At 46.4% G+C, this 24,640-nt stretch carries 17 protein-coding genes and 3 pseudogenes; 9 read left to right on the top strand and 11 right to left on the bottom strand.

What is annotated here, in order from left to right; all coding sequences use genetic code 11:
• Positions 1–10: 10 nt before the first annotated feature.
• Positions 11–382: pseudogene (locus tag KIO97_RS04060) on the bottom strand (carbohydrate porin); the annotation flags it as partial.
• Here KIO97_RS04060 and KIO97_RS04055 point away from each other — a divergent pair.
• A pseudogene (locus KIO97_RS04055) lies at positions 376–1,014 on the top strand (IS5 family transposase); the annotation flags it as partial. The pseudogenes KIO97_RS04060 and KIO97_RS04055 sit on opposite strands and share 7 nt — an antisense overlap.
• Before the next feature lie 138 nt (positions 1,015–1,152).
• Here KIO97_RS04055 and KIO97_RS04050 read toward each other — a convergent pair.
• A pseudogene (locus KIO97_RS04050) lies at positions 1,153–1,305 on the bottom strand (VOC family protein); the annotation flags it as partial.
• A gap of 125 nt (positions 1,306–1,430) precedes the next feature.
• Between KIO97_RS04050 and KIO97_RS04045 the strand changes: the two are divergent.
• A complete protein-coding gene (locus KIO97_RS04045) occupies positions 1,431–1,817 on the top strand; it encodes a DUF2541 family protein (RefSeq protein WP_045383548.1) in 387 nt (128 codons plus the stop codon).
• Positions 1,818–1,929: 112 nt separating this feature from the next.
• Here the strand turns inward: KIO97_RS04045 and KIO97_RS04040 are convergent, their stop codons facing one another.
• The 8 genes from KIO97_RS04040 to KIO97_RS04005 all read right to left on the bottom strand — a co-directional run bounded on the left by KIO97_RS04040 (position 1,930) and on the right by KIO97_RS04005 (position 11,031).
• Positions 1,930–2,925 (bottom strand): OmpA family protein, encoded by a 996-nt coding sequence (locus KIO97_RS04040; RefSeq protein WP_285381098.1) that lies wholly within the window; start codon positions 2,923–2,925, stop codon positions 1,930–1,932.
• A gap of 11 nt (positions 2,926–2,936) precedes the next feature.
• A complete protein-coding gene (locus tag KIO97_RS04035; RefSeq protein WP_285381096.1) occupies positions 2,937–3,974 on the bottom strand; it encodes an adhesin in 1,038 nt (345 codons plus the stop codon).
• A gap of 1 nt (position 3,975) precedes the next feature.
• The gene (locus tag KIO97_RS04030; protein ID WP_285381094.1) at positions 3,976–4,731 is read right to left on the bottom strand and encodes a molecular chaperone; all 756 of its coding nucleotides are present in this window, start codon (positions 4,729–4,731) and stop codon (positions 3,976–3,978) included.
• A gap of 17 nt (positions 4,732–4,748) precedes the next feature.
• On the bottom strand, positions 4,749–7,214 hold the full coding sequence (locus KIO97_RS04025) for a fimbria/pilus outer membrane usher protein (protein WP_285381092.1): 2,466 nt from the start codon (positions 7,212–7,214) through the stop codon (positions 4,749–4,751).
• Between the two features lie 68 nt (positions 7,215–7,282).
• On the bottom strand, positions 7,283–7,816 hold the full coding sequence (locus KIO97_RS04020; protein ID WP_045383538.1) for a fimbrial protein: 534 nt from the start codon (positions 7,814–7,816) through the stop codon (positions 7,283–7,285).
• 332 nt (positions 7,817–8,148) lie between these two features.
• A complete protein-coding gene (locus KIO97_RS04015; protein WP_050906208.1) occupies positions 8,149–8,883 on the bottom strand; it encodes a helix-turn-helix domain-containing protein in 735 nt (244 codons plus the stop codon).
• 391 nt (positions 8,884–9,274) lie between these two features.
• Entirely contained in the window at positions 9,275–10,075 is an 801-nt protein-coding gene (locus tag KIO97_RS04010) for a tyrosine-type recombinase/integrase (RefSeq protein ID WP_285381088.1), read from the bottom strand.
• A gap of 527 nt (positions 10,076–10,602) precedes the next feature.
• Positions 10,603–11,031 (bottom strand): Spy/CpxP family protein refolding chaperone, encoded by a 429-nt coding sequence (locus KIO97_RS04005; protein WP_011999098.1) that lies wholly within the window; start codon positions 11,029–11,031, stop codon positions 10,603–10,605.
• A gap of 206 nt (positions 11,032–11,237) precedes the next feature.
• On the opposite strand from KIO97_RS04005, the gene KIO97_RS04000 reads away from it, so the two are divergent.
• Positions 11,238–11,564 (top strand): 2Fe-2S iron-sulfur cluster-binding protein, encoded by a 327-nt coding sequence (locus KIO97_RS04000; RefSeq protein ID WP_005429122.1) that lies wholly within the window; start codon positions 11,238–11,240, stop codon positions 11,562–11,564.
• 63 nt (positions 11,565–11,627) lie between these two features.
• Here the strand turns inward: KIO97_RS04000 and KIO97_RS03995 are convergent, their stop codons facing one another.
• Complete coding sequence (locus KIO97_RS03995) at positions 11,628–14,378, bottom strand: pitrilysin family protein (RefSeq protein WP_233969333.1); 2,751 nt, start codon at positions 14,376–14,378, stop codon at positions 11,628–11,630.
• Between the two features lie 318 nt (positions 14,379–14,696).
• On the opposite strand from KIO97_RS03995, the gene KIO97_RS03990 reads away from it, so the two are divergent.
• From KIO97_RS03990 to KIO97_RS03970, 6 genes are all read left to right on the top strand, one after another.
• Complete coding sequence (locus KIO97_RS03990; protein ID WP_285381084.1) at positions 14,697–16,583, top strand: methyl-accepting chemotaxis protein; 1,887 nt, start codon at positions 14,697–14,699, stop codon at positions 16,581–16,583.
• Between the two features lie 234 nt (positions 16,584–16,817).
• A complete protein-coding gene (locus KIO97_RS26935; RefSeq protein WP_306417115.1) occupies positions 16,818–17,756 on the top strand; it encodes a hypothetical protein in 939 nt (312 codons plus the stop codon).
• 175 nt (positions 17,757–17,931) lie between these two features.
• Positions 17,932–19,923, top strand: coding sequence for a U32 family peptidase (locus tag KIO97_RS03985; protein ID WP_285381082.1), 1,992 nt, complete (start codon positions 17,932–17,934; stop codon positions 19,921–19,923).
• A gap of 41 nt (positions 19,924–19,964) precedes the next feature.
• A complete protein-coding gene (locus tag KIO97_RS03980; RefSeq protein WP_079401526.1) occupies positions 19,965–20,351 on the top strand; it encodes a hypothetical protein in 387 nt (128 codons plus the stop codon).
• 520 nt (positions 20,352–20,871) lie between these two features.
• Entirely contained in the window at positions 20,872–23,991 is a 3,120-nt protein-coding gene (locus KIO97_RS03975) for a hydrogenase expression protein (protein ID WP_285381080.1), read from the top strand.
• A 358-nt stretch (positions 23,992–24,349) separates the two neighbouring features.
• Positions 24,350–24,595, top strand: coding sequence for a DUF3297 family protein (locus KIO97_RS03970; RefSeq protein ID WP_005374689.1), 246 nt, complete (start codon positions 24,350–24,352; stop codon positions 24,593–24,595).
• Positions 24,596–24,640 lie beyond the last annotated feature (45 nt).

Raw genomic sequence — 24,640 nt, 5'->3', positions numbered from 1 at the left:
CTAGACCAAATTAAAACTCGTAGAACAGGCGAACACGAGCGCCGAAATCGTCTTCTTCTTTGAACGCTTCACTTGACGAAGTTGCATCAAGATTATTGGCAACAGTTGTGTAGTAAGAGCCCAGTAGCACCGAGAAGTTCTCTACCTCTAGTACGTCCGTAAACTCGTAAGAAGCGTAAAGGGTAGATACCTTCACATCGCCTTCTGCCCAGCCTTGAATCTCTTGGTTTTCGTATTCGTTCATCGCGTAAACATAACCAATGCCTAGCCCTTTCCAAAGTGCGTTAACACCTGTCGAGAAGTTGTTTTCGTCAACCGCATCTAGGTAAGCCACGTTTGCATTCACAGACCAATCACCGCTGCTCCAGTTGCCCGTTAAGCCGTCGAGCTAAAGACGTTGAGGTTTCATTTAAAACCAAAACCAGAGGTGTGATACAGCATCTGGCCATCGACGCCACTGGTCTTAAAGTTTATGGCGAAGGTGAATGGAAGATCAAAAAGCATGGTACTGATGGGAAGCGCAGAGTCTGACGTAAGCTACATTTAGCAGTAGATACCAGCACCCACGAAATCGTCGCAGCAGAGCTGAGTTTATCTAACGTTACCGATGCCGAAGTGCTTCCAAACTTACTCAAGCAGACACGTCGTAAAATCATTGAGATATCCGGTGATGGCGCTTATGACACAAGACATTGCCATGATGCGATACGCGTAAAGCGAGCGATTCCGCTCATTCCGCCAAGGGAAGGAGCAGCCTTCTGGGAACAAGGACATCCTCAAAATCTTGCGGTAGGTTGCCAGAAGCTGTACGGCTCCAACAAGAAGTGGAAAAAGCGGTATGGTTATCATAAGCGCTCGCTATCAGAGACAGCAATGCATCGAGTGAAACAGTTGTTAGGTGGGAAACTCAGCCTCCGACATTACAACGCTCAGGTTGGCAAGACTTACGCAATGATTAAAGCGCTGAACAAGCTTACAGGACTTGGTATGCCTGAAACTCAGCGCATTGTCTAAAAGTCACTCAACTTTGGGCGGATTAGTTTCTCGTCTGAATTACGCAACAAAGCCGACAAAATAGAGAATGCGCGCAGATTATTTTATGTATTTATGACGATTTAAAAGGACAGCATCATGCCCCTAACTACCCAATCATCACTTATTGGAGTGAAAGTCAAATAGGTTGCCCTCAGTATCAAACGCCAATGTGATAAAGCCATAATCCCCTATCGACATCTTTGGCGATTGAATGCCACCACCCGCGGCTAACACCCGTGATTCTTCTACCGTACAATCTTCACAAGAAAAATTCTCACATTTATGCAATCAAAGTCAGCGGAGTGTGAAATTTCATTCACAAGGAAAAATATTGCTAGCTGTTTTTCATTTCTCTCGACTATGATTCGCGCTCCTGTGTTTTTGTGATTATTTGAATGAAAATTTATACCGCTTTTATCACGGCAGCATTGGCTGCAACAACACTTATCGCTCCTGCACATGCAGACGATAAATTTACTTTAGGTCGTACTATCTTGCTTGAGCACGGTAACCTAGCTGCAAAAATCCCGATGGTGATTTGCCGCAACACTAACGCGATCAAAGTAAAAGCAGAGAAAGACCTAGAATTAAGAAAGGTCGTTGTACGCTTCCAAAACGGTGATGAGAAAACCATTCGCTTCCACCGTGATTTGAAGAAAGACAAGATGACAGATTGGCGTTACTTTGGTTACCGCCGCTGTGTGAAAAACATCGAAGTTTACGGTAACTCTGAAGGCTCTAAAGCGGGCGTTCGCGTTTACGGTAAAGAAAAGAACGATTAATCGTTACGAGATTCAAAAGGGATGAAAAACAACCTCATCCTTACCGAATACAAAAAATCCCTCGCCGATTGGTGAGGGATTTTTATTTGTGGTTAGAGTTCTCTTACTGTCGTTATTGCGGTGAAACCAATTCGGTTCCGTTCACCATCACTTCCACTTTCCGCGCGTCTTGTTCACTGCGCTCTTGTTCGATGACAGACGTCTCAAGACGAATGTTCTCCGCTTTCACGCCATGTAAAATCAAGAAGTCAGCGACCACTTTCGCTCGCTCTTCTGCTAAACGAGTATTGTGCTCCAAATACGCAGGCTTACTATCGGCTCCTCCAGTTACCACCACTTCATAGCTTTCCAGTTCAGCAATGCGACTTGCCATTTGCATCAGTTGCGTTTCCATTTGCAGATTCAATGATGCGTCATCGTAGCTGTAAACCGGACTGTTCTCAGCGAGAATCACGGTTTGCTCTTCAGGTGCGTCTTCTATGTGCTCGATTGGTTGAGGGTCATAGCTGCTGCTTGACCATGGATGCAACACCAGAGACAAATTCACCTGACGCAACTGCTTGGTGTCTTTCTTGTCATAGTTCTGATCGAGCACACTCACATTGAATAAATTGTCGAATTGGACAGAAACATCAATAAACTCACTCAGAGCATAGTAACCGCCCACCGATAGATACGGTGCCACGCCGCTTGTTTCTGTCGGTGAGTCCAACTGTGGTTTATCCATGTCTGCGTTGTAGACGTAGCCACCCACACCAGCAAATAACCCGCCATCGCGCCATAATGACCATTTGTGTTTGGCGAGAATATCCAAGCCTTTCATGTCAAAGCCATTGCCGTCCGATAAGCTGCGATAACCTATCTCATAATCTAAAGGTTCTGTCGTGATACCCAAACTGTATTTCAAACTGGTGATGTCGTTATCGTGTTTGTACTGTTCGTCCTGAAACTGGGCAAGCCCTCCTCCTATTTGAAAGTACAAACCATTTGATACCAAGGTATCGATTACGCCTTTCTCAGGTTCCTCGGTTTGCTGAGCCTCTTGGGCAAAAGCCGGAGTAAGCGCGAATACAGACAGCGCGAACAAAATCGTATTTTTGTAATTCACAAGCCTTCCCCCTATAAGTAAGAAACGGTATACACCACCATTCCTTCAAATTTCCCTTTCTTGATATTGTCAGGGTCAAAAGGCACCAGTTTGGCAAGATAACGGTCATAGCCGACTTGCTCTACTTCATAGCCATCACCGACAGGCTCATTAAGTTGAACCTCTTCACCACTTGGGGTGTACAGCTTGATGCCATAGGATTTGATTTCTTTGCCGCTTTCATCAAAGACAGGGACATAAGATCGGTTGGTCAGATCACGAACGTTATCAAAGTAGCCACGCAGCTTAACGGATGGGCAATCGGCTCCGTACTTTAAGTTGCGAACGATAATAGTGAGAGGACGAGGCTCAGTTTGCACAATATCGTCTACACCAATGCGTCCGTAGTCGATGTTGTTGTTATTGATCTCCAGCTCAACCAAACATTTAGAAGGCTTAAGAATGTCCATGTTCTGAATCACGCTGCGGTAGTTCGCATACGCACCGTTGTAGCCCAACTCCCCATCTAACTGGAAAATGTTGACCGGCGCGCTATATCCAGAGAAGTCCCCCGGCCCCGTAACAATGATGGGCTGGTATGTAATGGTTTTGGATGTTTTAGTGCGCGATTCACAGGCGTTGTTATCTTCGCTAGCACTACACTGAGGAACCCTAAAGCCATCGACCGCCGTTTTTACGCCATAAATATCTCGGCCTTCATATCGAAACCCCACCTTAATACCGGGAATATTCGGGACGACGGTATCACCCGTTTTACCGGGCCAAAAGAACACTTGTTCGGGGAAATCCTTCAGGTGAGGGAAATTCGTCGCATCTTTATAGCAAGTAACATTCACCGTTTGAGACGGGCCACGCCATACCACTTGCCCATCAGGCGCATCAATGGGCACCGATGCAGAAGGGTCAATGTAGAAACTGCTTACACCGCCAGGACCACTACCACCAAAACTACCACCGGCTTCTGTGCTATAGCAGGCTAACGCCCACGCATTGGGAGCAATTGAAAGACCCGTAACGAGCAAACAAAGTGTTAGAAATAACGCTCTCATATTACCCCTCACTTTCGTCTTTGGCTGTACAGATATCTTGCGAGTTGCAGTAGAACGTGTTCGTTACTGTAGCGCCATAATCATTGATATGGCTTAGTTCGTATCGGTCGCTTTTTTCTACTTTCAACGTTCTGCTGGTAAACGGTGCTAGCATCACGGGTTTAAATCCCGCGGCTTTGCTCGATTTGCCCACCAGTAACTCCGAGTAGGTCACATAAAATGGCGAGCCGTTTTCTAAGACGATTTTATTACTGCCTTTTCGCTTAATTTTGGTCGCGCTAGCTACCGCTTTATCAACACGCTTAATCTTGTTCAGGCTCGCTGGTCGGTAGAAGAACTTGATCACCGATTCAATCGCAATTTGGATAGAACCAGTGGCCGTGTCGGCTTTTTCATCAGCACTTTTCTCATCCTCAGAAGGTGGCACCTCACGAACATGTAAGAAGTAAGCCGTCTCTCTGTCTTGAGGTAATTGAGAGGCAGTAGGTAACGACTTGATGCGCAACATGGCGTAATCTTTACTCTCGATCCTTAACACCGGTGGGACAACGATGAATTTGTCCTCTACATCCTTACCATCGATGTCCGTCAACCAAGATTGCGCCAAGAATGGAATGTCGGCGGGGTTTTTAATTCTTACCGTTTCCACCTTCGAGTCGCCTTCATAAACAACACGAGTTCGGTCTAGAGCCAATGCAGCATTCGCCGATGCTGAGACCATCAAACAACACAGGATGGCCAAAATTGAATTTTTCATAATTTCTCAACTACTAATTAGTTATCACAATGAACGGAACGGATGACTTCTTGACTATTCAGAATCGAGTCATCAATGACTAAGTGACAGCTTTGGTTATCCCCCCAACTCACACTGATCTGTGAATCGAGATTGACGCCGACCAGATAAGCCGTTGAGTCTTGCCCAACAATGCCAATCTCTTGATCAAGTTCGTCATCAAAAACCAAGGCACCAAATGGAATCTCTTGTTCGCTTAGCAAGCGCGCCATAAAGTTACTGCCCTGACGTGCTTTAATTTTTTGATAGCCAATCGCGCCTTCGGTCAGCACCATGCTTTTCACGCTTCCAAGCACCTCAACATCATCAGGTAGTGATTTGTAATCGATGGTGTTGTAGCTCCTTTGATAAGGTGTCACACCGTTAATCAACGCCAAGCCAAACGCATTGGTTTCTTCGTTGTTGCTGCCGTTAATGGTGACGTTTGGTACATTCGAATCGATAAGAATGCGCGACGTGCCTGAGTTAAGTGCGCTATACGCCAAACCATGTTTTGAAAGCAAAACCGTGCCCATCGCGTTGGCATTCACTTGGCTGTATGAATTGGTTTTATAGCTGCCACCAACAGAAGTGGACATGAACGAGAAGTCGCGATTGTAGTTACCACTTACGCCGTTGGATTCACCTTCATAAACGTCGTAAGCAACGCGATAGTTCGAACCGTCATCGTTGTTGTAGCCCGAGTAAGCAAGGCTTTGAGAGTAGTCTCCACCTCGAGAGTTGGTTTGTACTGAGACAGAGTTACTGCCACCAATAGGGATAGAAATTCCCAGCGACCAACCTTTTTCATCGATACTCGGCGAGTACTCATTAATACCCGACTCGTAGTCGTAGCTCAGGTAAGAGTCGTTTGACTGGTAGAGATTCATCGTCAAGTACAAGTCGATCCCGTTGATCTTCAGCGGATGCGATATATTGATGTCGTAACGAGAACTGTCACGGCGATCGTCCCAGTAGTTATTTGAGGAGTAAGAGACGTACGCACTGGTTGAGCCAAAACTTTGAGTCAGCGCGATGTACTTTTCATCTTTACGGTTGTTGTTCGCGGCATAGATGATTGACGAAGTGTGGTCATCATAGGACCTTAAATATTCATCAAATTCGTAGTACTGCTCTTCAGAAAAACGGTAGCCAGCCACACGCAAACCCAAGCCGAAATCGGTCAAGGTGTTGTTGTAGGTAAAACCATAAGACAAGCCAGATGCATCACTGTCATCACCCAACTTGGCTTGCGCAGTAGAGATATCGAAGGAAGCTGCGCCCAAGTAATTTAGGTTGATACCACTACCGATAGTGTAAGATTGATAATCTTCAGACAGCAGTGTCGCAGAGAACAGCGACAGGTAGTTGTTCACACCATAGGAAGCTTCTGCAGAAAAGAACTCTGGCGTGATCTCGTAAGAGTCACTGTCCGGCACACCCGCAGAAAGGCTGTAGCGTAGGTGATTTGGTCGCGTCAGATACGTGACGTCCGCACCGTTCACTTGGTAGCGTTGAATCGTACCATCAGCCTGTTTGACTTCGACATCCAACGTACCTTGAGAGGCTTGTGAGAGATCATCTATCAGATACGGGCCTGCATTTACGTTCACCACTTTAAGCACATTGCCTTGCTGACGAATAGTGATCACCGCATTGGTGTTGACCGTGCCAGAAACCATCGGAGAGTAGCCACGCAAGTTCGATGGCAACATTTGATCATCGCTTTGCAGGCGCACGCCCGTCATCTGGAACGAGTCGTAAACGTCCGAACCAAACTGAGTATTACCAAACGTCAACTTCGACTTAATGCTGCGGATCGGCGCATAGCCATAAAGTGAGGTGAATTCACCCGAATAGTTATTGGAAGCTTGATAGTTTGCTCGGAAGCGAAACGCTCCAGCATTTAGCCCCACAATGCCATAAGTGGACAGATCATCATTCCAACCGTTTTCATCGTCTTGTTGGCTTGAAAAGTAGTTAACGTTGTAATCCAGATAGAGCGCGGCAATACCATCATCCCACAAGCGATCTGGGACAAAGCCGTATTTGTACTCATTGGCGATGTATTCTTGAGGCGTAGTGATCTCTAAGCGAGCTTTACCAAGATCCGATGCCACCTTGGTATAGCCAACGTCTTCAAGTTGGTAGCATACTGCGTCACCGACGGATATCGCGTTTTCTTTATAGACTTTATATCCTCGTTCGCTTAGAGGAAGACTGTTCATTAATGCATCTGAGATGCAGGGTTTATTGTTATTAAAGACAATATTTTCTTTGGTTAAGAACTCTCCATTAATATAAACCTCTAGCTCATATTTACCGTCTTCCACAAAGTTCGCATTCGAAAACTTGCTTAAATCGACACTGTTTTCACTTCTTATAAAATAATTATTGAAGCTGGTCGCGTAAGAAAAAGAAGGAAAGGAAAGTACAATTATTAAACCGAGTAAATGACGACGCATTTTATCAACCAGTGTTTTTTATTAGAACGAGAGCTTTGGCAAAACGCCAAAGCTCTCTCAGCAACCGCTTATAGGTAAGTCACGCGTAATAGCGCCCATGATTCTGCAACACCAGCAGTTACAGGCGTTGTTGTTACGTCTACGTTCGCTTCATATGCCGCAGAGAACGACGCGATGTTTGTACCATCGATCAGTACGTTGCTTGCCGCTACGTCACCGTTGTTAATTGGGTTACCATCGTGAAGGATACGCACACCAATGCCAGTCGCGCCGCCTTCTACGCTGAATAGGTTACCGGTTGTATCTGGGTTAGAATCGAATGTGAATTGTGCTGTTGTTGCCACACTCGTATCACAATCAGTCAACTTCACTTGGAAAGGCACTGGCGTAGAGCGATCGCCTTTCGCCTTAAAGATGTGTGTAGGCTGCTGACCAAGTTGGATCGTCTGGTCGATGCTGTCTGGAGATAGACCACATGCCGATTCTACGATTTCACCTTTAAAGTAAACGTTAGTCGTGTTTTCTGCCAAAGCAGGTGTTGCAGACATTAGTCCAAAAAGAAAAGTTGCTGCGATTGATGAGCGAATGAATTTAGCTTTCATTTTTAAATCCCGTGTTTTTAGCGAATAAATGCAGATAAGAAATCATTATTTCCTATATGTGCAATTTGGTTTTTAATTAATATTCGGATGGAATAATATTATTTCCAACTCGATGTATTTGTATAAAGATACAAACTTGATGATTTTTGGTTAGCGTGAAATATACTTAAATCTAAACCATTAATTTCTCCCTAGGCTGATCGCTCCTTTTCATCAAGAAATTAAGGTATTCTTGTCATGAGCCTATAATTTATTTATCTGTTCCCTTTCACATTCATCCAATTAAACGTTTACTCGAAGATAGTTATTACTCAGTATCTACTCCGTGAAAATTAAGCGTTGTTTGAGTGGTTCCAAGAGCGGAGTGTTAATAGCTCACCTAAGACGTAATCTGCCCCCGCAGAAAACACTCCTGTTTTTGCACTCACCTCTTCCAACTGAAGAACCCTGGCTTTTTTGAGCGCCTTCTTCTCTGGTGCCACCATCAAAAAAAGCCTCGCTCGACTCGCGTACAAAAGCTCAATTAAGCGCTCTATTGAAGAGAGTAACGCCGAGTAAGTAAGGCTCTCTGAATGCATGAGAATGAATGCATCCCCTTCCACTCGATAGGTGATGGACGCCAAGGCACACCCAGCCACTGACCATTGCTCTGTGAGCTCTCTGCCACTTAAAAACCGCTCATATTCGGTGATAGCGCAAAGTTGCTTTAAAAACTGACGCCCACTGCCCTTTTCATTCAAACGCCGCCACTTTCCATTTCCCTCAGGAAGATGAACCAAGCCGTAGTTTCCATAGCGAAAACGTTCAAACCTTTTTATCAACTGAGGTTTGTTAGGAAAGCAGCATGATTTGAGTTCATCTACACTGTTTTCAAGCACTCTTAGAATTTGAACCATACGCTCTGCCGTTGGTTGTACCTTCTCGCTCTCCCAGCGAGATAATGCGTTAACATCCAAACCGACAAACAAGGAGAAAGGGAAATGACGTAACCGTTCAACTAACTCTCTCTGTGACCACCCTCTGCGTTTTCGTGTGATTCGAAGGTGTTGAGAAAAGTTCGTCTCCACCTTTACCTCCAAATGCCTTAATTGACTTATGAATCAAGCAGTTAAATAGGCATGCAAAAGTTAGGCAATATGGACATGCCCTGTACGTTTGAAGTTCACGAAAGATAGAATATGCCCCAAGTTAGTTGAGGTCATCTTCCTGAAAAATAAAAGGAAAGACTCAAAAAAGCATTTTGATTCAATGGTAAAGAACGAATACCGTATTGCGGAAGCATTTTGCTAAGAGCAATCAGTTTTCTATAGAAAACGAATGGATTGCCATAGAAATACCCAATAAATGGGCGTGAAAAATCCCCCCTAATTGTGAGAGTTTAAGGTGCAAGGCACTAGAAATCCTGAGGTCGCTCTCGCTTCCTCAATGTATAAAGTGGGTAAATGGTTTTGCGATTAGCTAAGCAAAGAAGTAGTCAAACAGCCGCAATTGCGCCCGCCTGGTATCTTCATCGGATATGCCTATGTACCTCAGTGTGGTTGAGACCGATTGATGCCCAATGATGGTAGCAACCAAACCGATGTCCATATCACTGGAATGATAAAGGTGACGAGCAAAGATTTTACGTAAGCTATGACACCCAATTTTGTGCTGACGTAACTCCTCAATGCAGCAAGATAAGCACGAGAATACGCGCCAACAAGCTTGCCTTGAGATAACGCCGCGCTGCCTTTTAGCTCGGTTACTGGCTAATGTCGCCCGTGAAAAAATCAGGCCGCTGTCCTTGCCCTGCCATAACTTTCGACGCTTTTTCAGCGCGGTCAAGGTTCGTGAACTGAGATAAGCCACTCGCTTTTTGACCGGTGCGTTCTTTGTCGCTTCTTCCAATCTCACTTCAATACTGTGCTTCCAGCTGCGAGGGACCAGATCAACGATGTTCCGGTAATCACAAACGTAAACAGACAACAGCTTCGCATGGTCACGTTTGTAATAGTTGAGCAACTCATTTTTGACGCTTTTCAGTACTTTATGACGCGCTCTAGCTTGACGAGCAAGTGTCCCTTTACTCTCAATTACTGTCACTTCACCAGATTCAAAATTAATATTGTCGTAGCTCAGCTTGGTGATATCGGTAATTCGTAATCCCGTTTCAATGCCTATTCGCCATATCAGCCAATAAACTTCGTCATGATGACGCTTAAGGTATTTTTCTGCTTTCTTTACAACGCGCTTATCGCTAATTGCTTGCACAGTACTCATGCATATACCTTCCGTTATAATCATTTATATTTAAAATATAGACCAAGAAAACATAAGCACCCCAAATAAGAACTGTACCTAATAACATGTTCTCAATAAAAACGATGGGGGATATTTCTTTAATAACACAAATTAACAATGGCTCGCCGAATGCCATCCCATTCGTATTCACTCTAACGACTATATCAACTCGTTTTCAATTACTCACAATGGTGGTTTGATGGCTAAATCCATAATTTAGTTTGATAAATGATCTAATTTGCTAACCATACTGACTTTTTTATCAAAAAGATGGCGGTTTATTTGGTGATATGAACGGCATTTCGGTGACGCAGTTGGTGTATTTTTGTGATCAAGCGCAAAGAGGGAGGTTATGGAAGGAAGGTCACAATGCCTTGCATAACAATAGTAGAACAGTTGAGCCCTTCACTTTGTTTGCAGGATGAGCTGAAGCTGATTCACTTTCCATTAAAAAAGACTCCCATTAGGGAGCCTTGGTTTAAATAGGGGGAAATAAAAATCTGTGTTTACTGAGCGTCTTTTTGCAGTGCTTCAAATTTCTTCAGTTGCTCTTGCTGACGCTTTTCTAACGTCGCTTTCTGCTCTGCTGTCAGTACGTTGTAGATATCGTGCTGTGCTTTCAATTGTGCCAATTGTGTATCAAGCTGTTTTGCATGCGCTTGTTTGATCAGCTTCGTCGCTTTCACTTCATCAAATGATGATGCTTTCACTAACTTCTCAAATTGCTTCGCGCTCTCTTGAACCGCTTTAGGATCTTGATTACCCGCCAGCTCGCTGCTCAGTTTGATTTGAATCTCTTCGATTTTCGCTTGTTGCTCAGTCGTGATGCTTTCTAGACCAAATGGCTTTGGTGCCGCAGGCTGCGCTGGTGCAGATTCTGCGAATACATTTGCGCTGCTTAGGAGTAGAATTGTCGACAATAGGTAGCGTTTCATTGGGGGAACCTTTTTTACTTCAATTTGGAGTTAGGTGAGACCGAGGCGATACCACATGGTTTCCTACATCGAATCAATATGAGACTTTCGTTCACAAAACTGAGTAAGTTAAAAATTGAACGGAACTTTAAAACAATTGAGTGACGACTTCGTCTTTTTCCGACGATTGACGTCTTAGTCATTGTTTAACTTGAATCTAAGCGCTTATGTTTACTTTTACCCCAGCAATCATCGAGATTGATACCCATAAAATCACTCTGTCACCTGACGACCAAAATTTGGTTGAAGTCGCACGTAAGGCCAAAGTAAATATCGCTGCACCTTGCTTAAAGAACCATCGTAAACATGGATGCTGCCATGCTTGCAAAGTCGAAGTGGATGGGAAGCCACGTTACGCCTGTAAGGTAAAACCAAAATCGGGGATGAAGGTGGTGGTGCGTCGCCCTGATCTCGATACGGCGCGAAAAGAGGCGATAAAAGCCTACAAGCAGCAAATCAAAACGGGCGAAACTACGCCTTGTCAGTGTGGCTAAAGGTACGTTTCTATTGCCAATTCGGAAACAAAAAGGGCGACCATTGAGTCGCCCTTTTGCTGATTATTGTTTTGGATTGAGGATAATGGTGGTGCGTTTCGCTTTGCTGCCGAACGCTTGAAGTGCTTTGGCTTGCACTTCTTTCAGCGTCACGCTTTGCGCAGCTTTATCAACATCTAGCAACACATCTAATCCGTAGTCGTGCACTAAATAACGAGTATATGCCCAGCTGCGTTGCCCCGGATTGTCATCCATGTCCTTCATAGAAACAGAAAGCTGTTTCGCGGCAATATCAACTTCTTGTTGCGTGATGTTTTTCGCTAACGCATCGAAGATCTTGTCTAACTGCGCATCCATCTTACTGACGTCTCTAGGATCGATTTGCGATTCAAAGAACCAATCTGAAACCTGCTCTCTGTCTTGCGTAATCGGATAAATACTCGGGCTGTAATCCAAGCTTGCTTCTTCACGCAATTGATCTGTTACTCGTGCTGCCGCAATGCGTTGCAACATGTCCTCGATCACCGTATCACGCGCGGTTCTTGGTGACTCGTGCTTGTTAGTTAAACGCAGCAAGTACAACGACGACGGCTCATTCCCTTCCGCCATCACTAAGCGGCTTTTAGCGTTAGGTTGAAACGCGACATGATAATCCACCGCCGCCCCTGTTCTGAGGTCAATGGATGCCACGTACTTGCGCAGCAATGGTGTAATTTGTTCTGGCTCAACATCCGCCAAAATCACCATTTTAAAGCCACGATTCACCTTAAATAACGCATCATGCACGGCAAATACTTGATCTTTGGTTACCTCATCCGCGCCATGAGTTAATAGCAAGCGATGGCGAGTGTTAGGTAAGTAGGCATTTTCATTCGCCGCTTTAACCCATTTACCCATTGGTGATTCAAAGAACGAGCGACGTTGCTGCACATACTCACGCTTCACCGCGTCGAGTTGGCGCTCATCAACTTTAATTTGCGTTGCCACGTTGTACAAACCGTTCATTGCACTGGCTAGGTGCGCTTTGGGCGCTATAACCTCGATACCATGATTCGTCGGCCCCAGAATCGGGAACAGTGAAATGTCGTTTTTGCGTAAGTAACTATCCAGCTCCGCGCCTGAGAAATCGCCTAAGCCACTGCGTGCAGCTGACATTGTCGCCACTTCAAAGGCAGGATAGAGCGATTTATCAAGTGCCGCTTTACCACCTTGGCTCACTAAATATACGTATGCACGGTTAGCGGCTTTTTCATCTTTTTGGAACCAAACTTCAATGCCATTTGAGAGGGTGTAAACTTGGAACCCGCCCTTCTCTTCACGCACGTTAATAATGTCACCTTCTTGGCTCGGCTGAATAAAGCCATCTGTCTTAGCGTACATTTCCAACGGCTTTTCACCAGCTTGTGCATAAGCGGCGCTGAGCAATGCAAACTCACCAGCGAATTGCTGCTTACTTTCCGTTTTACCCAAACCAATCACAAAGTTAGCTGGCTCAGCAAGCAAATCTTCAAGAGCTTGGTTGGCATGGCTAAGATCATTGTCTTTCACAAAACTCGTCAGGCTTTGCTTGTAACCGTCTTTTGATGGGAACACCGAATCGCGCTCCAGTTGGAATACGCGCGCTTCTGCGTAACCTGCTGGCTTACGTTTCGCCCAATCCGAGTCAAGGTTGTTTAGCTCGCCGTACCAACTCGACATTACGTTCTCAAGCTCTTGTTGCGTGACACCATAATCACGCAAAGACGTCAGTGTATTGAGGAAAATTTGCTGGATGTTGTCACGACGTTCCGGTGCAAACGAGACACCTGCCGACATCATGCGGTGATAATTAGACGAGTATGGTTGCGCATACACGTATTGGAAAGATTCAGCGGCATTGTTAAACACCGTCAGCAAACGTTGTTGAATAAGCTGAGCGCTCAGTTCATCTTGCCACGCTGCATGTTGCTGCTGCACCGTTTGTCGCGTGACAGAGTCTCGGTCGATGATCAGATGTAAGCTTGGCGACTCCATCTGGCTACTTGGCAGAATACGGTTAGCGTTGTTCACTCGTATATCACGACGATTTTCGAGCTCGATATCAGAGGTGCTTTCCCAGTTAGAGAACTTTTTCTCGATGATCTTGGTGATCGACTCAACATCGACATTACCGGTAATGATCAACTCGGCATACTGCGGTTGATACCACTTGTCATAAAACGTTTTTAACGCCGGAGAGGTGGTATTTTCAATTGAGCTGCGCGTGCCAATTGGATCGTGATCCGCATAAGGCGTCCCCTCAATAGAAGCTTGATAAGCATTGAATGCTAACGCTTTATCATCAGGACGAGAGCGTCGCCACTCCCCTAGAATCACCCCTTTCTCTTTTTCTACCTGCGTTGGGTCAAACTCAATACCATCACTGATATCGCGCATCCACGTAAGCGCTTCATCTAATTTACTTGGGTTGGCAAGGTCGAGCTTATAAGTCGTCTGCTGGTAAGTGGTGGTGGCATTAATATCTGCACCAAAGCTGCCGCCTGATGCTTCAAACAGCTTCACCACATCATTGCCAGAAAAGTGCGTACTGCCGTTAAATGCCATGTGTTCGATAAAGTGTGCATAGCCTTTTTGGTTGGCTTCTTCTTGGAACGAACCAACATTCATCATCAAACGTACTGAAACTTCCTCATCTTGAGTTGGGTAGATGTGGTATTTCATCCCGTTGGCAAGTTGGTCGACCGTCCAATTTGGATCGGCTTGGAGAGGTGTAGATTGGGGAGTCAGAGCACACCCTGACAGCAATAAGGCGGGGAATAACAACGTGCTACGCATAACTATCGTCCCTAATAAAGATTAATTGAGGCAATATATCGGTCACGTCATATACTTGATATTTAATATGAAATATACGCCCGGATAGTAAGATCTCCATCACACTTTATAAAAATGCGAATTATTTACAAAGCGCTAGAGAGCGCCTTTCTTTTAAACAAGTTAGCGCAAAAAGGCAAAGCACTGTGTTGAATATTGGCGCATTAACATCAGTACCACTCAAATACGCGACATAGATCTGAATTTATTTTGACCACTAAAATATAATGTCGCTGCTAAATACCTATTTTTATAAATATAAGAGCCAACTATAACTTTATGCTTAAAAATCTATCTCTAAAGAACAAACTGGCGATCTCTGCCAGTGCTGCCATCATCCTCGGGGGAGTGTTGGTGGAGGGGCTGTCTTTCCGTGATGCTTTGCAAAGACTTGATGTTGAAGTCGCTCAGCGCCTAGAAAGTACTAGCGCATCTTACAACCAATACGTAAGCGACTGGTTACTATCGAAAGAACGTGCACTCACATCGCTTTCTCAAGATGCTGAAAAGTCAGCGATTGTGACGCACCTAAAGCAGGTTCGCGATTCTGCCGCGTTTGATAACGTCTTCCTTGCGTATCCAGACGGTTCTCAAGACAACGCGAATGGTGTTGTATTGCCACCGGGTAACGACGACCCTCGCCAATGGGGTTGGTACACCAACGCGATCGCAAACCCTTCGAAAGTCTTTATGGACAATCCAACCGTTGCTGCGGCAACAGGGGCAAACGTCGTGTCTTTGGGTAAAGCACTCCAGCTTCACGGTCAAACCAGCGTGCTAGGTGCAGACGTAGAAATCGGTGACATCCTAAATAGCCTGAACCAAGTGATTCTGCCGGGTGAAGGTTATATGTTCATCGCCAACGATCAGGGCAATATCTTTACCCACAACAACAGCAAGCTGCTTAACCAGCCCGTGAGCAAGCTGGGCTTAAATAACAGCGACATCGTCGCGGCTGCCAACTCTGGACAAGAGCGCGCCATCTCCATCAACGGTAAAGACTTCGTGGTTTACGCGAAAGCCATCGATGGCACCAAATTGACCACAGTAACGGTTCTGGATAATGACTCTTTGGTCGCCCCACTTTACGATGCCGTTTGGGGACAAATCATCGCAACTACGATTGTGGTGATCATCTGTGTGGCCTTGTTTAACCTACTGTGTAACATCCTTTTTCGTCCGCTTTACAACGTGTCAAATGCCCTATCGCAAATCGCCAATGGTAGCGGTGATTTAACTCAGCGCATCAAAGTTGAGAACCGTGACGAAGTGGGTGAATTGGCAGAAAACTTCAACCAGTTTGTTGCCAGCCTTCAGCAACTTATCGGCCATATTCGTCATCAAGCGGAAAACTTAAACGATCAATCAGAGCTGAGCACGAAACGGGCAAACCAATCGGTTGAAGAGCTTAACCACCAGCAACAAGAAATCACGCTTGTGGCAACGGCAGTGACTGAAATGGCCTCTGCGACGCAAGAGATCGCTTCTCATGCCGAGCAAACAGCGAAAGTGGCGCAGGACTCTTCCATAAGCACACAAAACGGCCACTCACTGGTAGTGAACACCAAAGATTCGATCAACAACCTGTCTTCGGAAGTGAACCAAGCCAGCGGTGTTATCGGTGAACTGAACCAGCATGCCCAAGACATCAATACCGTGCTATCGACCATTCGTGACATTGCTGAGCAAACCAACCTACTAGCATTGAACGCTGCAATTGAAGCAGCACGTGCAGGCGAACAAGGCCGTGGTTTTGCTGTGGTTGCGGATGAAGTTCGTGTTCTATCGCAACGTACTCATACTTCGACAGAAGAAATCAAATCCACCATCGAGACACTGCAACGCACCACGCAACGCGCTGTGACCTTAATGGAACGCAGCTCTGAGTTGGCACTGGGCTCAGTAGAAGATGCCGACCGCGCCTCTCAAGCCTTGGATGAAATCAACTCGGCAGTAGCAATGATCAGCGATATGGCGACCCAAATCGCCACCGCCGCAGAAGAACAAACCCACGTGACCAATGAAATCACCCAGAACGTTACTTCCATCAAAGACGTCACGGATCACTTGGTTATCGGGGCAGAGGAATCGATGAATCAGTCGTCTGAGCTGAAATCTCAAGCAGAAGATCTCAATTCGAAAGTAGCAACGTTCAAACTGGCGTAATTCTCGCTTCAAACCTCAATTCCAAACCCCGCCACGTTGCGGGGTTTGTTGTTTCTCCCTTGTGTAAATTGGGCTTAAATTGACCCGAAAGCCCCAAAAAGCCGTACATAAGAGCAATACCATCGGCATGATCACCCATCGACATCAGCAAGCTTCTTAGAGAGCGAGATGGGCAATATATTTCAGGGAAACGGCTTTTTAACCTTATTCAGGAACACTTGAAGGGGTGCGCTTATGAATCTTATGGACCTACCCAAAAAACGGGGCAAATGGAATCTAGAACTGTGCAAACAAAGTGCGGCGAGCTACAAAACACGTACAGCGTGGTGTGAAGGATGCAAAGCAGCCTACAGCGCGGCTTACCGTAATGGATGGCTCGACCAATGTTGCGCTCACATGCAACGTGTCGGCGTCAAATGGACATACGACAAGTGCAAGCGAAACGCCAAACAATACCACACTCGTTCAGAATGGAATCACGGCTGCAAGAGCGCTTACCACGCAGCAAGGAAAAACGGTTGGATAGAAGATTGCTGCGCTCATATGCTTCCTTCTCGTACCGGTAAGAAATGGACATTCGAAACCTGTTCAGAAAACGCAAAACGATACGAGACGCGATCCGATTGGCAGCGAGGATGCAGCGGCGCTTACAACGCGGCCAATAGAAATGGATGGCTGGACGACTGCTGCACGCATATGAAGCCCATCGAATTGAAATGGGATTTGGCCGCCTGTGTCAAAAGCGCGCGAGCCTTCGGAACACGCACCGAGTGGATCAGTGCCTGTAAAAGCGCTTACCAAGCAGCCAGAAATCGAGGTTGGCTGGAGCAGTGCTGCGCTCATATGGGCGCCCCGAGAACACAAAAGAAATGGACGCTCGACGCTTGCATCCGAAGCGCGGCTGAATACAAAACCCGAACCGCATGGCAAGAAGGATGCAGTGGCGCCTACTTCGCCGCTCACCGCAATGGTTGGATGAAAAGGTGCTGCGCCCACATGCGTTCTGCACGTTCAAAATGGACGCTAAAAATCTGCAAAGGCAGTGCGTCGTACTTCTCGACCAAAAAAGATTGGCTACGCTGCTGTCGCGGAGCTTACAACGCTGCTCATCGCAACGGTTGGTTAAGTGAATGCTGCTCGCATATGGCCAGACCTCGACCACGAGCAGCCTAGCAACCAGTAAGAACAACTCACTTGATTTCACCGCTGCAACAGTGCCTTTACTCGTTGCAGCAGACCCGTCACGGACCAATAATTGATTCAGATTAATAAAGCGTTAATCAGTCCAACATTAAAACCGTGAAGCACATAAAATACGCGTCCTATTTTACTGAGTAAGAGCTAACGAGTGACACGCGATCAATTTGAGTTATTAGCGCCGGGCGGCGATCTGGATTCCATCAAAGCAGCCGTTGCTGCTGGTGCCGATGCTATCTACTGCGGACTGGACCGTTTTAATGCCCGCAACCGAGCCACCAACCTCACCTTAGATAACTTGAATGGCGTATTACAGCTTGCGCATCAGCACAACTGTAAGATCTTCCTGACCCTGAACGTGTTGATTCTGGAAAGCGAAATTCCAGCCATCGTGCGTTTGCTCAGCCAATTAAACACCACCGCGATTGATGGCGTGATCGTGCAAGATCTTGGTTTGGCTTACATTCTCAAGAATCATTTCCCAGATCTAGACGTACACGCTTCCACTCAGCTCAACACGCACAACGAAGGACAGATCTTGTTCCTTAATCAGTTGACGGCGAGCCGCGTGAACCTCTCTCGTGAACTGAACATCAATGAGATCAAGCATCTGGCTCAGTTTGGTCGTGAACATGACGTGATGATGGAAGTGTTTGTGCATGGCTCTTACTGCATCGGTTTCTCTGGCATCTGCTACATCAGTTCTGCGCGCAACGGTGCTTCGGGCAACCGTGGTCGTTGCAGTCAACCTTGCCGTGAGCAATACGAAACCACCAAAACAGGCAACAGCTACCCACTCAACATGAAGGACAACTCGGCATTTGGCGATTTAGAAGCCCTTGCCGATGCGGGTGTGTATTCGTTGAAAGTGGAAGGCCGCATTAAGAAATCCCACTACGTTTACACCGTAGTCGACAACTGGCGTAGACAGATTGACCGCTTGTGTGATGGCGTAGAACTGTCGAACGACACCACAGAGTTGTACACCGTATTTAACCGCGATTTCTCTAACGCGTTTTTGCAAGGCGATTTCGGTAAAGCGATGTACATCGACAACCCTCGCGATCACGCCGTAAAACACTTCTCGAAGATCTACAAATGCGAATCCGCCGATGATGTGCAAGGCGTGAAGAAGAAGCTCTACGACGACAAAACCGCAATCATTGAGAAGGTTGCAGAGAAGACTCAAGATTTTGATGTGACTTCAACGCAAGCTTCTGGCAGCAGCCTAAAGGGTGCGATTGATGTACCGACGTTGCCGACACTGCCTCAACCAGATAGGCACGAAGGCGCTCCGAAGCTATCCGTCTTGATTTCATCATTAGAAGATACCGCACTATGCGAAGACAGCAATGTCGATGTCTATTTCCAGCTACCAATGGGATTGGCAGGTGAACTGAATGCGATGATTGAGTTGTTCCAAGCAAACCCAAGATTGAAACCTTGGTTCCCTCCAATTTTGATTGGTGACGATTACCAAGCCGCACGATCATTCTTAGAAGCAGTGAAGCCAAAATTGTCGATCACCAATAACTTTGGCGTGGGCATGTTGGCTCAAGAGCTGGGATTAGGTTGGATTGCAGGCCCGCAAATGAACACGGTGAACTCCTACTCGTTCAAATGTTTGCAAGAAGAGTTCGCCGCAAGCGGTGCGTTTATCTCTAACGAGCTGAACATGAAGCAGATGCGCCACATTAAGCGCCCGCACAACATGCGCAGCTACTACAGCATTTACCACCCGAACACTCTGCTTACCAGTCGTCAGTGTTTGTTCCAACAAACCGAAGGTTGCCGCAAGATTAAGGTAAATAAAGGCTGTTTGAAGCGGTGTGACAAGCGCACATCGATCATCAATCTAAAAGACAACCCGTATGTGATACAAAAACAAAAAGGCAGTCACAACTCGATCTACAGCGAGCACAACGTGTTGAACCTGCAAGTACTGCAGGATTTGCCGCAGCTTTTCACTGACGTGTTGCTCGATCTGCGCGACATCCAGACAGAAACCAAAGTCACGATGACCAAACCTGAATTGATCAATGCCTTTACCGCTCTGCTGAATGAACACAATGAGCAGTATGCTGAAGCTCTTAATACCGCGATTAATCCGACAGCAAACGCTCAATACTTGAAAGGCTTGTAACGGAATCTCATCAGATTCACCGCACAATTTATGGAAGACTTATGCACCCAATGAAGCAAGAAACACTGAGCTACTTTGATGATTTGAACTACAGCGTGATGGCGCAAACGGAAGCAGTTTATGAGCTAAAACAAAACCGCACAGGTTTAACTGTAGAGCTTAACTTTTCAGCGCTTGGTAAAGGCAAATTGCCCACAGAGAGCGAACAAAGAACCGATAAGAAGCTGTATTTCATTGATATTGAAGACATCGAACGCATTGGATTTGAAGCACTCGAACCTTTCGCGGTTGGACTTGGTGAGCATTGCTCTATGGTGGTATTTGAAGAAGAGTTCTTTGAACAAAGCATGAAAGAGATGTGGATGTTCCTATCGAACGATCCGCGTGATCGTGACGTCTTCAACGACAGTAAGTTTTATCGCGCTTAGCCCTTTCAAGGCGATTTTGCTCTTGATTCTTACCTCTTGGATGGCCGTTTTGAACACCAAAATCGCCATCCAATTTATCACTTTATCCCACTTATTCTGACTCTGTACCAGCCTATTTTTGGGCTCAAGATCCACTTTTCTCATCGTATTAGCAATTCATTTTATTCGCCCCAACAATACTCTCCCACCCAACCAAAAGCATTAATCAAGTAAATACTCTAACCATCAATAATTGACACTAATATTCATCCCAATCAATAAATTAGCTTAACTTATAAAACCAAGTGCATATGGTGATTTTTTTCTGAATCGGCCTTCAAATTTTGAGTTGTTTCTTTTCATTTGTAACTGGATGTAAGCAAAAAATATAAATGATTTCGGCAGTGGTTAGATCAAGGGCCTTCCCTCTCTTTGTGACGTTTGCTTAGTGTTTGAAGTCCTCGCCGGAAATCCCCCTCGAATAGAAAATCAACAAGGACAGTCACTTAGCTTTTTTAAAGCGAGTGATGAGGATTCAACAATGAAGAAAACAACAATCAGTTTGATGGTAACCGCGGTGCTCATGGGTTCCCCAATCATGGCCACCTCTGCACTCGGCGCAACACAAGAAAACATCATAACGGCCGCTCAAAGCGAGTCAGTCTCTGCCACGATAACCGTGCCACAGGTTGACCAGTGGTACTCACAAGCGCAGGTCGATTTGAAGAATATCTCGGGTCAGCAATTAGACTTAGCGGACGCAGAGATTTGGGTAACGTCAGACAAAGACGCGACGGTGAATAGTTCATGGGGCGCACCTTTTAATGTCAGCAGCCCTGCTCCCAATACGTTTGTCTTTACTCATGACAGCACGTCACAAATTCTAAACGATGGTCAAACGGCTCAAATCTTCTTTGGTCTCAATGCCAGCAATGGTGATTACATCGATGGAAACGACGTGCACGTCGAGAAGGTGATCATCAAGAATGATCCTGCGCTTCAAGGCAAAATCACCCTACAAGCACCAAATGCACCACACGCCAGCCTAGCCGCGGCATCGATTTTGGTCGAGGGTGAAAACTACAGTGAGACCGTGTCTGTCCCGTGGGGAAGAAGCTTTGTTCTGGAGCACCTCCAAGATGGCGAATATCAAGTCACCGCGCAAGATGTAACGAGCGAAATGGGGATTGCCCACGCCTCCTCGCCAACCTCAACCGTGACCGTGGATAGCGATGCAACACAGCCAAGTGTTTCCGTGCAGTACGATGCGTTTATTTACTACGCGACCATCTCGCTCACCATGCCTGCACTGGATGGCATTACGGCAAGCCTAACCACAGATGCCACCGTGAAAGCGGCAGGCACACAAGACGTTGAACGCAGCCTAGTGGTGCCATTTGGCGGCGAGATCGACATCAGCAAACTGCTTGATAACCACAAATACGATCTCTCCTACTCACCTATTACGGTAAACAACGTGCTTTACCAACCGAGCGACAACCTCGATGTCTTGGTCAACAAAGACACGGCGACAGAAATCAGCACCAATATTGTTGAAACACCTATCGCCAGTGACGACTTCACTACCGTTCAAGCAAGCATTGTCGACTTACCTCAAGAAGCGATGCCAATTGTGCTCAACCTTGTCGCGAAAGATGGCTCTAGTCGCTACAGCTACGAGATTACTAGCTCGCCATTCACCTTACCTGACGACGTTAAGCCGGGTGAGTACGACATCCAAATCGATTCGGTGTTTGCTGGAGACACGCGTTACGCCTATGACGGTGATGACTCTGTCTCTGTCACGCAAAGTGATGCTCCGTTGTTGCTAACGCTACCATTCCGTGAAGCGATGAGCCTTGCAGTCAAAGGCTTCCCAGACTACGTAGCAAACGGCACGGTGACGAACGACAGCGAACAGACCACCAATGAAATCGGTACAACCAAGGTCAATGCAATCTTCAAATACGCAGGCTTGAGTGGTTCCGGTGATCCGGGCGTGATCTTGCCGAAAGACGAGCTTCCGCTGCATAGAACCTACGCAAATGCACAAAGCGCTTCAGATCTTTCAGGCCATCACGTTCTGCCAGTGATGGTGGTTTACACCGCAAACGCAAGTGGTGGTGCAAGCTGGACAGACTTAGTCGATGATGAATTGCTCTACAAACATTACGCGACCTTCATTACTCAAGCCATCGCGGCGCAGGAGTACGCGGCTGGTGATGGCAGCTCGCCAATGTCGTTTGTGCTTAACCCAGACTTCCTCGGTGAACTACAGAAAAACCCAAGCCATGTGGATGACCTAAACCAAGCTGGCGCGGTCAATGTGAATGACCAACTGGCTCGTGCGTTGGATTACATGAAGACGACCTACGGTTATCAGCCACCAGTTGCCGTGCCTCAATTCGAGAACACGCTGAAAGGCTACATTGCGTCACTCAACTTCATCATGAATGGCTTGGCAGAAGACGTAACTTACGGCTGGCAAATCAACTTGTGGGCGGTAGGCTCTGCCAACTGGATTCACCAGACCGACGACCAATCGGCTGACAAAGGCCAAGAAGTGGCGAACTTCGTCAACTCGCTGGATGTTTACACTGGCACTTACCAACCAGATTACATTGTGTTCGACAAATATGAGCGCGACGGTTTCGGCTCAGAAGCGATCGCGAACTACGCGTACAACGCCACCAGCTGGACGCGTTACCTATCTTATGTGAAAACCATCAGTGATGGCGTTGAGTCTCCGGCCATGATTTGGCAAATCCCAGGTGGCCACATGCCGACTCAAGATGAAGGCAATACACTGATCAACGTAGAGCATGAAGCGTCTGGTGGCTCTTACTTTATGGGTGATGCGCGCATCGGCACGGATATCAACAACGTACGTACTGGCCTACTCGACAAGCAGCTCAATCCAACCACTTACAACGGTGCGAGTAACGTTCGCGAATTGTTAGAAAAAGACGCAGGCTACGACTGGTCTCATGTGGCTATGCAAGATCTACCAGCAAGCAACGTGTTTGCCTTACTTTGGGGTGGTGGCTCAACTACGGCGGTCGTTACCATTGGCTCGAACGGCACGGACAACGGCTGGCTAGACAACAAAGTCGACGCTTACGCGCAAAACCCAACGTGTTTGGTTGGCAACGATTGTGACGGCTCAATTTGGGGCGGTGACGGCGGCGATAAGCCACCAGTCGATAATAATCCACCAAGCGTTTCACTGTCTCCGAACTATCAGGTAAACAGCGGCGAAAGCGTAACCATCACGGCTAACGCTTCTGATCCAGATGGCGACGTGATTAGCTATCAATGGAGTGTCCCTTCTGACCTAACGGTTGTCGGCGACACCAATAGCGACACGTTAGTGGTAACGGCTCCGGTCACAGACCCAGACCTCACCTTCACGATTTCATTGCAGGTTTCTGATGGCGAGCTAAATGCCTCAGACTCAACATCATTGAAAGTGATTGGCGATAACAGCGGTGGTGGTGATGGCATTTGTGCCGATATTCCAGAGTTCGAGCAAAGACAATATCAACCGGGCGAACAAGTGACCTACCAAGGCAACTTGTATCAAGCCGACCGTTGGACGGATTCGACTCTCACTCCTGCTGACCCATACTCAGGCTGGACATTGATTGACAGTTGCTCGTAACAGTCTGATTAATCAGCGTTAACCATCCAAATTCATAACATTCGATACCGTCTTGATAGGCGGTATCTTTTTTGTTCTAGCGAAACAAGCCGTTCTGGCTGGACCGGGGATCGCCATGCTAGGCAGTTAATTATTTAAAGAAAAATTGCGCCAGCAGACCATCGTCACCATCTGGGTCTATTATTCTTCAAGGTAGTACTTACCCAATCGAGTTCGTTTGCTTGTTGACTACTTGATCGAAAACATACACCGTGTTGCCTAATGAAGGATGTCATTATACGCGATGAGAATCCTTGAACACTCGCCTTGCACTGACTACAATGGCGCACTTTTTCTAATGACTTCAAGGTCACACAAAATGACAGATACAGCTAAACCAGCTCTACCAGATCGCCTAGCGGGTAACCCACGTAGCCCATTCTTCATCAAAGAATGCTTCGAGCACCAAATCGGTATTCGTATCAACGGCCAAGAGCGTACTGACGTAGAAGAATACTGCATCAGCGAAGGTTGGGTAAAAATTGCTTCTCCTAAAGCAAAAGACCGTTTCGGTAACCCAATGCTTATCAAGCTAAAAGGCGAAGTTGAAGCGTACTACGTGTAAGCCGACCTCAATTCAAGAAAAAGCCCAACGCTTTAAATGCGTTGG

Origin of the sequence: Vibrio sp. B181a (assembly GCF_030248375.1) — a bacterium.
Classification (GTDB): domain Bacteria; phylum Pseudomonadota; class Gammaproteobacteria; order Enterobacterales; family Vibrionaceae; genus Vibrio; species Vibrio campbellii.
This window is presented reverse-complemented; position numbering and strand designations above follow the sequence as displayed.

Coding starts and splice junctions, on each gene's coding strand:
- KIO97_RS04045 (WP_045383548.1), top strand. CDS start 1,431: ATGAAAATTTATACCGCTTTTATCACGGCAGCATTGGCTGCAACAACA.
- KIO97_RS04035 (WP_285381096.1), bottom strand. CDS start 3,974: ATGAGAGCGTTATTTCTAACACTTTGTTTGCTCGTTACGGGTCTTTCA.
- KIO97_RS04030 (WP_285381094.1), bottom strand. CDS start 4,731: ATGAAAAATTCAATTTTGGCCATCCTGTGTTGTTTGATGGTCTCAGCA.
- KIO97_RS04025 (WP_285381092.1), bottom strand. CDS start 7,214: ATGCGTCGTCATTTACTCGGTTTAATAATTGTACTTTCCTTTCCTTCT.
- KIO97_RS04020 (WP_045383538.1), bottom strand. CDS start 7,816: ATGAAAGCTAAATTCATTCGCTCATCAATCGCAGCAACTTTTCTTTTT.
- KIO97_RS04010 (WP_285381088.1), bottom strand. CDS start 10,075: ATGAGTACTGTGCAAGCAATTAGCGATAAGCGCGTTGTAAAGAAAGCA.
- KIO97_RS04005 (WP_011999098.1), bottom strand. CDS start 11,031: ATGAAACGCTACCTATTGTCGACAATTCTACTCCTAAGCAGCGCAAAT.
- KIO97_RS04000 (WP_005429122.1), top strand. CDS start 11,238: ATGTTTACTTTTACCCCAGCAATCATCGAGATTGATACCCATAAAATC.
- KIO97_RS03995 (WP_233969333.1), bottom strand. CDS start 14,378: ATGCGTAGCACGTTGTTATTCCCCGCCTTATTGCTGTCAGGGTGTGCT.
- KIO97_RS03990 (WP_285381084.1), top strand. CDS start 14,697: ATGCTTAAAAATCTATCTCTAAAGAACAAACTGGCGATCTCTGCCAGT.
- KIO97_RS26935 (WP_306417115.1), top strand. CDS start 16,818: ATGAATCTTATGGACCTACCCAAAAAACGGGGCAAATGGAATCTAGAA.
- KIO97_RS03980 (WP_079401526.1), top strand. CDS start 19,965: ATGCACCCAATGAAGCAAGAAACACTGAGCTACTTTGATGATTTGAAC.
- KIO97_RS03975 (WP_285381080.1), top strand. CDS start 20,872: ATGAAGAAAACAACAATCAGTTTGATGGTAACCGCGGTGCTCATGGGT.
- KIO97_RS03970 (WP_005374689.1), top strand. CDS start 24,350: ATGACAGATACAGCTAAACCAGCTCTACCAGATCGCCTAGCGGGTAAC.